Source organism: Streptomyces sp. MBT53 (genome assembly GCF_016654115.1).
Classification (GTDB): domain Bacteria; phylum Actinomycetota; class Actinomycetes; order Streptomycetales; family Streptomycetaceae; genus Streptomyces.
In genome coordinates this window covers 1-13,674 of the sequence record NZ_JAEQAZ010000009.1, presented here as the reverse complement: position 1 = coordinate 13,674, position 13,674 = coordinate 1, and the positions used below count along the sequence as shown (strand labels likewise).

The window sequence follows — 13,674 nt, the reverse complement described above, 5'->3', positions numbered from 1 at the left end:
CCGCATGGACATCGTGCTCGTCCACGGCGCCGGCGGACGGCCGACGACCTGGTCGGCCGTCCAGCCCCTGCTGGCCGCGCACGGCCACCGGCTGTTCACCGTCACCAACCCGATGACCTCGCTGGAGGACGACGTCGCCAACACGGCGGCCGTGCTGGCGGAGACGACGGGCCCGGTGCTGCTGGCCGGGCACTCCTACGGCGGCGCGGTCATCAGCAACGTGGGCCGCGATCCGCGGGTCAAGGGGCTTGTCTACATTGCCGCGTTCGGGCCTGACGAGGGCGAGACGGTCAACGGGATCGTCGAGCGGTACGAGGAGGCCGAGATCTCCAAGTACATGCGGCGCGGGCCGAACGGCGAGTGGAAGTCCGAGACGAGCGAGGAGTTCTGGGCGGAGATCGGCCCCGACCTCTCCCCGGAGCAGCGGGTCGTGGTCGAGGCGGAGGGCCGCAAGGCGGAGAACCTCATCTTCACCCAGCCGACGGGCACCCCGGCCTGGCGCACCCTGCCCAGTTGGTACCTGGTCGCCGACGACGACCGCACCCTGCGCCCGGAGATCCAGAACGACATGGCGGCCCGCATGAAGGCCACCGTCGAGCACGTACCGGGCAGCCACTACACGACCCTCGTCTGGCCCGAGCGCGTCGCCGACCTGATCCACACGGCGGCCCTGGCCGTGGGCGACGGCTCATGACGTCCGCGCCCGTGCTCGAAGTCCGGGACCTGCGCGTCCAGTTCGACGTACCGGCGGGCCGACTGCCCGCTGTGGACGGCGTGGACCTCACCCTCCGCCAGGGCGAAGTCCTCGCGCTGGTCGGCGAGTCGGGGTCCGGGAAGTCCGCCCTGTCGATGAGCCTGGTCGGCCTCAACCGCGGTCCGCGCACCCACATCAGCGGCGAGGCGGTCTTCAAGGGCCGTGACCTCGTCGCCGCGTCGGAGCGGGAGTTGCGCGGGGTGCGCGGCAAGGACATCGCGGTCGTCTTCCAGGACGCGCTGGCCGCGCTCAACCCGCTGCACCGCGCGGGCTCCCAGGTCTCCGAGATGATCCGCGCCCACCGGAATGTGACGCGAGGTCAGGCGGCGTCCCGGGCAGTGGAGTTGCTCGGTGAAGTCGGAATCGCCGGTCCCGATCGCACGGCACGCGCCTACCCGCACCAACTCTCCGGGGGCATGCGCCAACGCGTGATGATCGCCATGGGCCTGGCCAACGACCCCGCCGTACTGATCGCCGACGAGCCCACCACGGCCCTCGACGTCACGATCCAGGCCCAGGTGCTGGCCGTCCTCAAACGTGTCCAGCGCGACCACGGCACCTCCGTCCTGCTGATCACCCATGACCTGGGCGTCGTGGCCGAGGTCGCGGACCGGGTGGCGGTGATGTACGCGGGCCGGATCGTGGAACAGGGCCTGCGCGAGGAAGTGCTGTTCCACCCCCAACACCCTTACACGATGGGGCTGTTGGGCTCCGTCCCGCCGATCGACGGTCCTGTCGTACGACGGCTGCCGACCATCGCGGGCAGTCCGCTGACCGGGGTGGACCGACCGTCCGGCTGTGCGTTCGCGCCCCGCTGCCCCTTCGTCCACGACGCGTGTGCCGAGCGGCCCGTGCTGCGGCAGCGGCACGGCGACGACGGGCATCTCGACGCCTGTGTGCTGCCCTCCCCCGCCCGTGCCACGGCCCGTACCCAGGGAGGCCTCGCATGACCGCCGCGCTGATCCAGGCCCGTGAGCTGCGGGTCGAGTATCCCGGCCGGGCGGGCGGCCGGGTCAGGGCGCTGCGGGATGTCGACCTCGACATCCTCCAGGGCGAGACCCTCGGTCTGGTCGGCGAGTCGGGCTGCGGCAAGTCCACGCTCGGCCGGGCCCTGTTGCGGGTGATCGAGCCCGCCTCGGGCCGCATCGAGTTCGACGGCACCGACCTCACCCGGCTGCGCGGGCACCAACTGCGCCGTACCCGGGCCGAGTTGCAGATGGTCTTCCAGGACCCGTTCGGTTCGCTGAATCCGCGCCGGAGGATCGCCGACATCGTCGCCGAACCCTTGTTGCGGGCACGCGGCGCCACCCGCGCGGAGGCCACGAAGACGGTGGCCGAGCTGCTCGACCTGGTCGGTCTGGGCGCGGAGGCCGGCGGGCGCAGGCCGCACGAGTTCTCCGGCGGACAGCGCCAACGCATCGGCATCGCACGGGCGTTGGCCTCCTCCCCGCAGTTCGTGGTGGCCGACGAGGCGGTCTCGGCGCTGGACGTGTCGATCCAGGCGCAGGTGCTGAACCTGCTGTCGGACCTGGTCCGCGACCGGGGCCTGACGATGCTGTTCATCTCGCACGACCTCGGCGTGGTCCGACACATCGCCGACCGGATCGCGGTCATGTATCTCGGCCAGATCATCGAGGTCGCCTCACGGGACGCCTTCTTCGCCGCCCCCGCACATCCCTACAGCCGCGCGCTGTTGTCCTCCGTTCCGGTGCTCCGTCCCGGGGAGAAACGTGAACAGGAGGTACTGGAGGGCGAGTTGCCCGATCCGGCGAATCCGCCCGAGGGCTGTCTGTTCCGCACCCGGTGCCCGATCGCCACGGAGGAGTGCCGCACCAGTGCGCCCGAGCTGCGCGAGATCACGCCGGGGCGCAGTGTGCGCTGCCATCTCCCCCTGGTCACAAGCGAGTAGCTAGTAGCGAGTAAGGACGAACCGCCTTGATCATCGACGCGTACAACACCACCCAGGACGTCCGCGGCCGCTCCGACTACCTCACCGGCGCCCGCAAGGGCCAGGCCCCGCCGCCGTACAAGCCCTTCGAGCCGCGCCGCATTCTCGACCGGATGGACGCGGCGGGGGTGGACATGGCGATGGTGTGCTCGCTCGCGCAGCGCATCGAGAACGACTTCATCGCCTCGCTGGTGGCCTCGTACCCGGACCGGTTCTTCGGCTTCGGACAGGTGATGCCGCAGGCCGACGACGCGCTCGACGAGATCGACCGGATGGCCGACGCGGGTCTGGTCGGGCTGAAGCTGCACCCGAGCCTGCACGGCTACCACGTCGCCGACCACGGCCTCCTGGACCCGGTCTTCGAGGCGTGCGCGCGGCGCGGACTGCTCGTCCTCATCAACGCTCTCGACGACGCGTTCTGCGCGCCGCTGGCCATCGAGGAGATCGCCCGGGACCACCCCCGAGTGCCCACGATCATCGCCCACATGGGGGCCGTGTGGAACGTGCCGGAGGCCATCATCGTGGCCGAGCGGCAGCCGCACGTGTACCTGGAGACCTCGGCGACGCTGATGAGCGACGTCAAGCGCGCCTACGCGCGGCTCGGGCCGGAGAAGATCCTCATGGGCAGCGAGTGGCCCGGTTCCGACTTCGACCTGGAACGCATGAAGATCGCCAAGGCGGTCGAGGACGAGAAGGACCGGGCGCTGGTCGAAGGCGGCAACATGGCCCGGCTGCTGGGGCTGACGGTATGAGCGCCGTGAACGTGCGGCCGGTGGCCGTACCGCCGTCGATGCACGAGGACGACGTCGAACTCCTCGCCACCGCACAGCACTTGCTCGCCCGGGTGTGGCAGTCGGGCCGGTACGAGGTCGCGACCGCGCTGCGCACGGCGGACGGCCGGGTGCACACCGGGGTCCATGTGGAGGGTTCCTGTCGGCGGAGTTCGATCTGTGCCGAGGGGGTGGCCATGGGTACCGCCCGGGGCGCCCTGCCCGCCGGGGCGGAGTTGAGCATCACCTCGGTGGTGTCGGTGCAGATCAAACCGGCGGGCTGGTTCAGGATCATCGCCCCGTGCGGGGTGTGCCGCGAGCTGATCAGCGACTACTGCCCGGACGCCACCGTGTGGGTCACCACGGTCGACGGGGACAAGCCCGTCCCGCTGCGCGCCCTGGATCTGCTGCCCGAGAAGAGCCGACGCCGATGGTGAGCGCCGTCGGTCCCGACAAGAGTCCACGCCGATGACGAACGCCATCGGTCCCGAGGAGAGGAGAGCCATGTCGTCCGTCTTCGTCACCGGTCCGTCCGGCCGGACCGTCCCCACCGGGCTCGATGTCCCCGAACTCGCCGCGCAGTTGGGCGGATCCGGGACGCCGGTGCTGTGGGAGGAGCTGACCTGGCCGGAGGCCGAGTCCACGGCTGCCGCCCAGGACGCCGTCATCATCCCCGTGGGCGCCACCGAACAGCACGGCCCGCATCTTCCACTCGCCGTGGACACCCGGATCTGCGAGGCGGTCGCCCTCGGCGTCTCGGCACTGACCGGCGTGCCCGTCGTACCGCCGCTGAGCTTCGGCGTGTCGGCGTCCCACGGCGACTTCGCGGGGACGGTGGCACTGCGGCCGGAGACGATGATCGCCGTCGTCGAAGACGTCATCGACTCCCTCTACGCCTCTGGAGTACGACAGTTCGTGCTCCTCAACGGGCACATCTGGAACAACGGCGCGCTCGACGTGTCGGCCGAGAAGCTGAGGGTCCGTCACCGGGACGCGCGGGTGCGGGCGTTGGGGTACGTGACCATGTACCCGGGGCCCGAAGTCGACGGACACGTCACCTACGGGCGGGCGTTGATGCACGCCAACTTCTTCGAGACGTCCGTGATGCTGCACCTCGCACCGGAGTTGGTGCGGATGGAGCGGGCCACTTCCCACGTCGACGTCGACTCGTTCTGGGACTACCGCATGGACCAGGTCAGCGAGACCGGGGTCTGGGGCCGGGACGTGGCCGACGCGAACCCGAAGCACGGCGAGGCGGAGTTCGACCGCTGCGTCCTGACCACAGCCCGGGCGGTGTCCACGGCGGTCCGTGAGCCGTGGCCCGACCCCACTCACCGTCCCGGACGCCAGGCGTGAAGGAGAACACCGTGGACTCCAGCATCGTGATCCCCCGGCTGCCGGACTGCGAGCCCATGCTCATCGGCGGCGAGTGGACCACCGGCACCGCGACGGAACGGATACCGGTGCTCGACCCGGCCACACGGGAGCAGCTCACCACGGTCGCCCAGGCAGGTCCGGCCGAGGTGACGGCGGCGGTCAAGGCCGCCAACGCGGCGCACCGGGACCGCCGTTGGCGCGGACTGCCGCCCCGGCAGCGCCGTGACGTCCTGCTGCGTCTCGCCGATCTGGTGGAGCGCGATGCCGAGCAACTGGCGGTGCTGGACACCCTCGACAACGGCAAGGCCATCGAACGCGCCCGCGGCGACGTGGAGTTGGGACTCCAGGCTATCCGCCATTTCGCGGGCACGCCGACCCGGCTGGAGGGCACCGTGCACGCGGCCGCCCCCGACCGGCACGTGTACAGCGTCCGTGAACCGGTGGGCGTGGTGGCCGCAGTACTGCCGTGGAACTTCCCTTTCATGATCGCCGCGTGGAAGCTCGCGCCCGCCCTGGCCGCCGGTTGCACGGTCGTCGTCAAGCCGGCCGAGCAGACCCCGCTCACCGCGCTGCGGCTGGCGGCGCTCTGCCTGGAGGCGGGCGTGCCCGAGGGCGTCGTCAACGTCCTTACCGGTGACGGCCGTACGGGCGCGGAACTGGTCGCCCATCCCGGTGTGGCCAAGGTGTCCTTCACCGGGTCGACGGAGGTCGGGCGGCGCATCATGGCCGCGGCGGCGCCGTCGTTGAAGCGGCTGACCCTCGAACTGGGCGGCAAGTCACCCAACATCGTCTTCGCCGACGCGGATCTCGACGCGGCCGTACCGAACGCCGTGCGCGCGGTGTTCGGGCACTCCGGGCAGATGTGCACGGCGGGCAGCAGGCTGCTGGTGGAGCGCGGCATCGTCAAGGAGTTCCTGGACCGGCTGGTGCCGGCCGTGGAGGCACTGCGGATCGGCCCGGGGCTTTCGGGCGGCATCAACATCGGTCCGCTGGTCTCGCAGGAGCAGTACGACCGCGTCACCGGTTACGTCGAACTGGGCCGCGCGGAGGGCGCTTTGGTGGCCGCGGGCGGCGAACCGCTGCCCGGCCCGGGCTGGTTCGTGCCGCCGACGGTGTTCACCGAGGTCGCCCCCGACATGCGCATCGCCCGGGAGGAGATCTTCGGGCCGGTCGCCACGATCATGCCCTTCGACAGCGAGGAGGAGGCGATCGCGCTGGCCAACGACAGCGAGTACGGGCTCGCCGCCGGGGTGTGGACCGGCAGTCTGGCCCGCGCCCATCGCACCGCCGCCGCGCTGGAGGCGGGGACCGTGTGGGTCAACACGTACAACGAGTTCGACCCCGCCGTGGCCTTCGGCGGGACGAAGCAGTCCGGCCTCGGCAGGGACCTCGGCGACGCCGCCGTCGACGGGTTCACCGAGCTCAAGAGCGTGACGATCGCCCTGTGAGCGCGCCCGTCACGGCCGGTACGGCCGCTTCGCCCCCGAGTCCCCCGCCCCCTCGCACCCTGAACGTCGCGGCCGAACGCGCCCGCACCCCGGGCTCGTTCACCGGTCACCACTTCAACGCGGCCGGTGCGGCCCTGCTCGCCAACGGCACCGTCGAGGCGGTCATCGACCACCTCCGCGCGGAGAGCCTGTCCGGCGGCTACGAGGCCGCGAAGCACGCGGCTCCCGCCCTGGAGGCCGTCTACGCGCGTACCGCCGAACTCCTCGGCGCCCGGCTGGAGGAGGTCGCCCTCGTCGAGAGCGCGACGGCCGGCTGGCAGCGAGCCGTGTCGGCGCTACGACTGCGCCCCGGCGACCGGGTGTTGGCGGCCCGCTCCAGCTACGTCAGCAGCGCGCTGCACCTGCTGTCGGTCGAACGCGACCACGGTGTCCAGGTCGAGCTGCTGCCCAACAGCCCTGATGGAGCCGTGGACTTGGAGGCCCTGGAGGCGGCGCTGCGGGCCGGGCCCGCGGCTCTGGTGACGGCCGCGCATGTCCCGACGTCCTCGGGGCTGGTCGAACCCGCGTCCTCCATCGGCGCGTTGGCGGGCGCTCACGGGGTGCCCTTCCTCCTGGACGCCACGCAGTCCCTCGGCCAACTGCCGGTGGACATGGGTGCCATCGGCTGCGACCTGCTCATCGGCACCGGCCGGAAGTTCCTGCGCGGCCCGCGCGGCACCGGCCTGCTCGCGGTCCGCCGTCCCCTTCTGGACCGGCTCGCCCCCGAGGCACCCGATGTCCGAGGTGCCGTATGGACCGCCGAGCGCAGCTGGGAACTGGTCCCGGACGCCAAACGCTTCGAACTCTGGGAGGCCGCGCACGCCCTGCGCCTCGGCCTCGGTGCCGCCCTGACCGACCTCGCCGCGCTCGGCGTGGACATCGTCGCCCGACACCTGGCCGCTCTCGCCGCCTCGCTGCGGGAACGCCTCTCCGCGCTGCCGGGCGTCCAGGTCACCGACCCGCCGGCCGCGGGCGGGGCCATCGTCACCTTCGTGGTCGACGGGATGGACGCCTCGGACATCCAACGTCAACTGGCCTACCGCCGGGTCCATTTGATCGCCGTACCGGCGGGACACGGCCGTTGGGACATGGACCACCGGGGACTGACCAAGGTGGTCCGGGCATCCGTCCACGTCTACAACGACGAGGACGATCTGGACGCGCTGGTGGAGGCGGTTCGGGAGATCGTGTGCCTGAACGGGCGGGGTGCCGCGTCGCCCACCGGGCGGCGGGACGCCGGGGTGGAAGCCGAGGCCGGCGTCGAGCCCGCTACGCCGACGGCCGCCAAGCCCACCCCACGCACCACACGCCCCGACTCCCGCCGCCACGACGCGATCGTGGTCGGCCTCGGCGTCCATGGCAGTGCCACGCTGCGCCATCTGGCCGCTCGCGGACTCGATGTCCTGGGGCTCGAACAGTACGGCCTGGGCCATGACTTGGGCTCCTCGCACGGGGCGACCCGGATGATCCGTCGCGCTTACCCCCACCCCGACTGGGACGCCCTGGTCGACACCGCCTACCGGGCATGGTCGGAGCTGGAGGGCTCCTCGAAGGCCCAACTGCTCGACATCACAGGCGGGTTGTACGCGGCGCCGAGCGACCGCCCGGATCCCCTGCGCGGCCCCGGCTGCCGAGAGGTCGACGCCAAGGAGGCGGCTCGGATCTTCCCGGGGTTGCGACTGCCCACCGGATTCACCGCGGTGCACGACCCCCGGGCCGGGATCATCGACGCTCAGGAGACCCTCCGCGCCCAACTGGCCCTGGCCGAACGGTCCGGAGCACGCGTCGAGGACAACTCCGCCGTCCTAGGCTGGGAGGCGGACGGCGACGAGGTCGTGGTCCGCACCGCTGAGGCAGTCCTGCGCACCCGCCGCCTGGTGCTGTGCACCGGCCCCTGGACCGCAGCCCAAGTCCCGTCCCTCGCACCGCACCTGACGGTCACTCGGATCGTCAACGCCTACTTCGCCGCCGACCCTGCGGGCCCGCTCGGCCCCTCCGGACTGGGCAGTTTCTCCGTCGATCTGCCGCAGGGCCTGCTGTACGGGTTCCCCGCGACCGACGGTCGCGGTCTCAAGGCGGGTCTGGACAGCGGCCCGACCTGGGACCCGCAGGCAGCCCGTCCCGGAGCGACCGACGCCGAACTCGCCCTGCTCGCCGAGGCGGTGGCCCAGGTGCTGCCCGCCGCCGGGCCGGTGACCGAGAGCCTGACGTGCCTCTACACGATGACCGCCGACCGGCGTTTCCTGGTCGGCGAGGTGCCGGGCGTACCGCAGGTGCTGGTGGCGTCCGCGTGCTCGGGCCACGGGTTCAAGTTCGGACCGGCGATCGGCCAGGCACTGGCCGACCTGGTGTGCGGGATCGCCCGTCCGGACCTGGACTTCCTCTCCCCGGCCCGCCTGTTCCCCGGCGGTACCTCATGAGGCGGCGCCGCACAGTCCGCTCAGCCGTGGAACACCGTCTGGGACCGGCGCTCGTACCAGGCCGTCAGATGCTCCCCGGAACTGATGACGTGCTCGCGCATCAGCACGTCCGCGCGGTCGGCGTCATGCGCGGCCAACGCCTCGATCACTGCCTCGTGTTCACGGATGTTCAGCTGCCGATGACGCTCGTCGCCCGCGAGGGCGAGCGAGGAGACGTTGCGCGGGAAGCTCTCGTTGATCCGGTCGATCATCCGGGTCAGCCAAGGGTTGTCGGCCGCTTCGCAGATGACCGTGTGGAAGCAGTCGTTCGCCGCCGTGGTCGCGGCACTACCGCCCCCCGTCCCCTCACCGGCGGCCCGCGCCACCGCCTCGCACAGGACCGCGTTGTGCTCGCGCAGTGCGGCGAGCCCGCGTTCCGTGATGCGGGAGGCGGCGCGCCGGGCGGCCATGCCCTCCAGTTCGGCGCGCACCTCGTAGGCCTGGCGCACCTCCCAGGGCGCGGGCACCCGGACCACCGCACCGCGGTTCGGCTGCATCTCGATCAGCCCGCCGTTCTGGAGCTGACGCAGCGCCTCGCGCACCGGTGTGCGGCTGACCCCGAACTCGGTGGCCAGCGCCGCCTGGCGCAGCGGTTTGCCGATCGCCAGCTCGCCGTTCATGATCCGCGCGCGGATTCGGGCCGCGATGTCGTCGACGAGGGGTTCGTCGTCAGTCTGGGGGGTCATGGGAGTCGGTCAAACCCTTCTCGGGGGCGGTCGGGGGGTGCGCGGTGGTGGAGCAGTTTCCCACGCGGCCCGGGGCGTCCACAGCCACACACTTTTGGATCCACTTCCATGATATCCGCATCCAATAGGAGGGCCGCATGAATCTGGACTTCGACAAGGCGATCGACGTGTCCGTCCCCATCCATCCCGGCATGCTGCACTGGGGCCGCCGCCCCGAGGTGGAGATCGTCGAGTCCCGCACCGCGGGCGATCCCTCCAATGTCAGCCGCTGGCGCATCGGCGCCCACACCGGCACCCATATCGACGCTCCGGCCCACTTCATCGACGGCGGCAGGACGGTCGACCGGCTCGACCTGTCCGCCCTCAACGGCACCGCCCGCGTCCTCGATCTGACCCACGTCAAGGAGCAGATCACCGCCGCCGATCTCGACGCGGCCGGCCTCGGCACCGAGGAACGCGTGCTGCTGCGCACCAGCAACTCCGAAGGCGTACTGCGCAGCCCGTGGAAGGCCCGGCAGTGGGTCGGACTGGCCCCGGACGGCGCGGAACGGCTCATCGAGGCCGGCGTACGTACCGCGGGCATCGACTACCTGAGCATCGAGGCGGTCGCCTACACCACCCACTGGGAGACCCACCAACTCCTGTGCGCTGCCGAGGTGTTGATCCTGGAAGTGGTGGACCTCCTGCACACACCGGCCGGGGTCTACGACATGATCTCGCTCCCCCTGCCTCTGCAGGGCGCCGAGGCCGCTCCCTCCCGAACCGTGCTGTGCCCGAGGGACGAAACGTGACAACCGAGCTGATCCTCGCCGCCCCGCACCCGGCGGCGCTGACAGCCGCCCGGCGTGCGGCCGAGCGGGGCGGCAACGCCGTGGACGCGGCGCTGGCGGCAGCCGCCGCTCTCACCGTCGTCTATCCCCACCAGTGTTCCCTGGGCGGCGACTTGATCGCCCTCGTCCACGCGCCCGGCGGCTCGGTGCGCGCGATCCTCTCAGCGGGGGCCGCCGCACAGGCCGTAGACGTCGATGCTCTGCGCGCGGCCGACGGGCGGATGCCCGCGCAAGGCCCGCAGACGGTGACCGTGCCCGGCGTGGTGGCCGGCTGGGCATCGCTCGCCGAGGCCTACGGCACACCCGGTGCCCTGTCCGCCGCGCTGCGGGATGCCGCCGAACTGGCCGAGGACGGGGCCACCGTTTCGGCGGGTCTGGCCCGTGCCATCCGTGAGCGGGTCCCGCAGATCGCCGCGGACCCCGGGCTCACCACGCTGCTGACCGGCCCCGAGGACGCACCCCTGGTCGAAGGCGACCCGCTCCCCCAGCCCCGACTGGCCGCCGTACTCCGCACGCTCGCCGACGACCCGTCGTCCTTCTACCGGGGCGCGGTCGCCGAGGCATTGGTGAACGGCCTGCGCCGGGCCGGGAGTTCACTCACCGCGAACGACTTCGCGGCTCATCAGGCGGCGAGCGTCGAGCCGTTGACGCTGGACGTGGCCGGTACGCAGTGGTGGACCGCGCCGCCGCCGAGTCAGGGGGCGAGCCTCATGGCCGTGCTGGAGACCGCGGCTTCCGTGGCGAAGCTGCCCGAGCCGGAGCGCACCAACGCACTGGCCGCCCGCTGCCAAGACGCCTCCGCAGCACGGGACTTGCTGCTCGGCGATCCGCTCGGCCCCGCGCCCGTCGACCTGGACGGACTTCTGCGTCCGGCTCCGCTCTCCGGTGCGCGACCGCCCGAGCCGTCCTTCCGGCCCGCCGGGGACACCGTCGCGATCACCGCCGTGGACGCGTCCGGGCTGGCCGTCTCGCTGATCCAGAGCGTGTACCAGACCTTCGGTTCCGGCATCTGTGACCCGGAGACGGGGATCGTGCTGCACAACCGGGGCTCGGCGTTCAGCCTGCTCCCCGGCCATCCGGCCCTCATCGGCCCTGGCCTGCGTCCCCCGCACACCCTCTGTCCCGTGCTGGGCCGATCCGCCGAGCTGCTGCTCGCGGCAGGCTGCCAGGGCGGCCGGGCTCAGCCGCAGATCCTCGCCCAGACCGTGCCCGATCTGATGGACCCGGCCGCCGATCCGGTCGCCGTACTGGACCGTCCGCGCTGGGTGATCGGTGCCCGCGACATCGGTCACGAGACACCGACCCTGCTGGCCGAACCCGGATCCGTGCCGGCGGGCGCGTTCCCGTCAGTGGTTCCGGTCGTCGTGGCGCCGGGCCGTACCGATCTGGCCGGTCACACCCAGGCCGTACGACTGTCCGCGGGCGGTCGGCTGGACGGCGCCTCCGATCCCCGCGCCGACGGTGGCACCACCTTGGAAGGAAGTTCCCTGTGAGCACTCTCGCCCCCGAACCCGTACCGGCCGACGCACCGCATCCGCTGGACCCCCTCACCGTCACCGAACTCGCCACGGCCGTAGGAGTGTTGAGGGCCGACACCCGGGTCCCCGACGACTCGCGGTTCTGGGGTGTGGCGCTCGACGAGGACCACGCCCGCCGTGCCGCACCCGGGGACACCCGGCGGGCCCGCGCGGTCGTGTTCTCGCCCTCCGCCCGCCACGCTTTCGAGGTCGATCTCGAACTCGGCGACAAGCCGCAGACCACCGCCTGGCGGGAGTTGGACGTCCGCAGCCCGGGCTGTTCCTCGGAGGAGGCCCGACAGGCCGCTGCCGCCTGCCGCGCCGACCCGCGTTTCCGTCAGGCGCTCGCGCTGCGCGGCATCCACGACGTGTCGCTGGTGATGGTGGACCCGGAGTCGATCGGCGGCTTCGAACCGCCCGAGTACGCGGGCCGCCGGCTGACCTGGGGCAGCGTCTGGCATCGCACCGACGAGGACGACAACGGCTATGCCCGCCCGGTGCAGGGGGTCGTGCCGATCATCGACATGGAGACCATGGAGATCCTGCACATCGAGGACCACGGCGTGGTGCCTCTGTCGGAGGAGTCCGGCGTGTTCTCGGCCGGGACTGTGGCCGAACGCCCGGGGTTGAAGCCGCTGGAGGTCGTCCAGCCGGACGGCCCGAGTTTCACCGTCACCGGGCAGCGGATCGACTGGCAGGGGTGGTCGGTCCGGGTCGGCTTCAGTCATCGCGAAGGGCTCGTGCTGCACGACCTCGCCTTCGCCGCGGCCGGGAAGAGTCCTCGCCAGGTGATCCGGCGTGCGGCCGTCAACGAGATGTACGTGCCCTACTTCGACACCGCCTCCACCCAGTACCGCAAGAACTTCTTCGACTGGGGCGAGTACGGCGCGGGCCCGCTCACCAACTCCCTTGCCCTAGGCTGCGATTGCCTCGGTGTCATCCAGTACTTCGACGCGGCCGTGCTCGGCGGCGACGGCGTGCCCCGGCTCGTCCCCAACGCCGTGTGTGTGCACGAGGAGGACGACGGCATCCTCTGGAAGCACCACGACGGCCGCACGGGCCGTACTGAGGTGCGGCGTTCGCGCCGGCTGATCATCTCGGCGTTCGCGACCGTCGCCAACTACGACTACGGCTTCTACTGGTCGCTGTACCAGGACGGTTCGGTGATGCTGGAGATCAAGATGACCGGCATCCTCTCCGCGACCGGTGTCGAGGAGGACGAGGCGACGCCGTACGCGCGCCGGGTCGCGCCGAACGTCGCGGTCACCAACCACCAGCACTTCTTCAGCGTCCGTCTCGACATGGCGGTGGACGGCGATCCCAACCGGCTGGTCGAGGTCACCGCCGAGCACGAGCCGGACCCGGTGCTCGACCCGTACGGCAACGCGGCCCGGACCGTGCTGCGGCCGATCCTCAGCGAGTCGGAGGGGGCCCGGCGCACCGACCCCTCGCGCGCGCTGCACTGGCGGGTGGAGAGCACCGAGTCCCGCAACCGGATGGGTGAACCGACCGCGTACCGCGTGCACTTGGAGAACACGGCGGTGCTGCCGGTGCGCGAGGACAGCGTGTGCGCCCGTCGAGCGCCGTTCGTGGGGCGGCAGTTGTGGGCGACGGCCTACGACGCTGAGCGGCGGTTCGTCGGCGGCGAGTACCCGAACCAGGCCGAGCCGGGCGTCGACGGTGTCCACAAGTGGCAGGAGGAGAACCGGTCGTTGGACGGCACCGACCTGGTGCTGTGGGCCACCGTCGGCTCCCACCACTTCCCGCGCCCCGAGGAGTGGCCGGTGATGCCGGTGGCCAAGGCACGCCTACGCCTGGAACCCGACGGCTTCTTCGACCGCAACCC

12 protein-coding genes are annotated in these 13,674 nt (G+C 71.6%); 11 read left to right on the top strand and 1 reads right to left on the bottom strand.

All coding sequences use genetic code 11. The features are described from left to right. The first annotated feature begins 4 nt into the window (after window positions 1-4). From JHN45_RS05350 to solA, 8 genes are all read left to right on the top strand, one after another. Entirely contained in the window at window positions 5-694 is a 690-nt protein-coding gene (locus JHN45_RS05350; RefSeq protein ID WP_201048202.1) for an alpha/beta hydrolase, read from the top strand. Beyond that, complete coding sequence (locus tag JHN45_RS05345; RefSeq protein WP_201048201.1) at window positions 691-1,704, top strand: ABC transporter ATP-binding protein; 1,014 nt, start codon at window positions 691-693, stop codon at window positions 1,702-1,704. Before JHN45_RS05350 ends, JHN45_RS05345 begins: the two co-directional genes overlap by 4 nt. After that, complete coding sequence (locus JHN45_RS05340) at window positions 1,701-2,663, top strand: ABC transporter ATP-binding protein (RefSeq protein WP_200712002.1); 963 nt, start codon at window positions 1,701-1,703, stop codon at window positions 2,661-2,663. Before JHN45_RS05345 ends, JHN45_RS05340 begins: the two co-directional genes overlap by 4 nt. A gap of 26 nt (window positions 2,664-2,689) precedes the next feature. Beyond that, a complete protein-coding gene (locus JHN45_RS05335) occupies window positions 2,690-3,454 on the top strand; it encodes an amidohydrolase family protein (protein ID WP_200712001.1) in 765 nt (254 codons plus the stop codon). After that, window positions 3,451-3,909, top strand: a complete 459-nt coding sequence (locus tag JHN45_RS05330) for a cytidine deaminase (protein ID WP_201048200.1) — start codon at window positions 3,451-3,453, stop codon at window positions 3,907-3,909. The genes JHN45_RS05335 and JHN45_RS05330 overlap by 4 nt, the downstream gene beginning before the upstream one ends. 67 nt (window positions 3,910-3,976) lie before the next feature. Further along, window positions 3,977-4,828 carry a creatininase family protein gene (locus tag JHN45_RS05325; RefSeq protein WP_201048199.1) on the top strand — a complete coding sequence of 284 codons (852 nt, stop codon included), beginning with the start codon at window positions 3,977-3,979 and terminating at the stop codon, window positions 4,826-4,828. Between the two features lie 11 nt (window positions 4,829-4,839). After that, a complete protein-coding gene (locus JHN45_RS05320; RefSeq protein WP_307783036.1) occupies window positions 4,840-6,297 on the top strand; it encodes an aldehyde dehydrogenase family protein in 1,458 nt (485 codons plus the stop codon). Further along, on the top strand, window positions 6,294-8,756 hold the full coding sequence (solA, locus tag JHN45_RS53935) for an N-methyl-L-tryptophan oxidase (protein ID WP_201048197.1): 2,463 nt from the start codon (window positions 6,294-6,296) through the stop codon (window positions 8,754-8,756). The genes JHN45_RS05320 and solA overlap by 4 nt, the downstream gene beginning before the upstream one ends. A 20-nt stretch (window positions 8,757-8,776) precedes the next feature. On the opposite strand, the gene JHN45_RS05310 is transcribed toward solA, so the two are convergent. Then, window positions 8,777-9,481, bottom strand: a complete 705-nt coding sequence (locus JHN45_RS05310; protein WP_201048196.1) for a GntR family transcriptional regulator — start codon at window positions 9,479-9,481, stop codon at window positions 8,777-8,779. 137 nt (window positions 9,482-9,618) lie between these two features. On the opposite strand from JHN45_RS05310, the gene JHN45_RS05305 reads away from it, so the two are divergent. The 3 genes from JHN45_RS05305 to JHN45_RS05295 all read left to right on the top strand — a co-directional run. Then, complete coding sequence (locus JHN45_RS05305) at window positions 9,619-10,272, top strand: cyclase family protein (protein ID WP_201048195.1); 654 nt, start codon at window positions 9,619-9,621, stop codon at window positions 10,270-10,272. Then, window positions 10,269-11,804, top strand: a complete 1,536-nt coding sequence (locus tag JHN45_RS05300) for a gamma-glutamyltransferase (protein WP_201048194.1) — start codon at window positions 10,269-10,271, stop codon at window positions 11,802-11,804. The genes JHN45_RS05305 and JHN45_RS05300 overlap by 4 nt, the downstream gene beginning before the upstream one ends. After that, window positions 11,801-13,674 (top strand): primary-amine oxidase (locus JHN45_RS05295; RefSeq protein ID WP_201048193.1); only part of this gene is annotated, 1,874 nt, incomplete at its 3' end. The genes JHN45_RS05300 and JHN45_RS05295, both read left to right, overlap by 4 nt.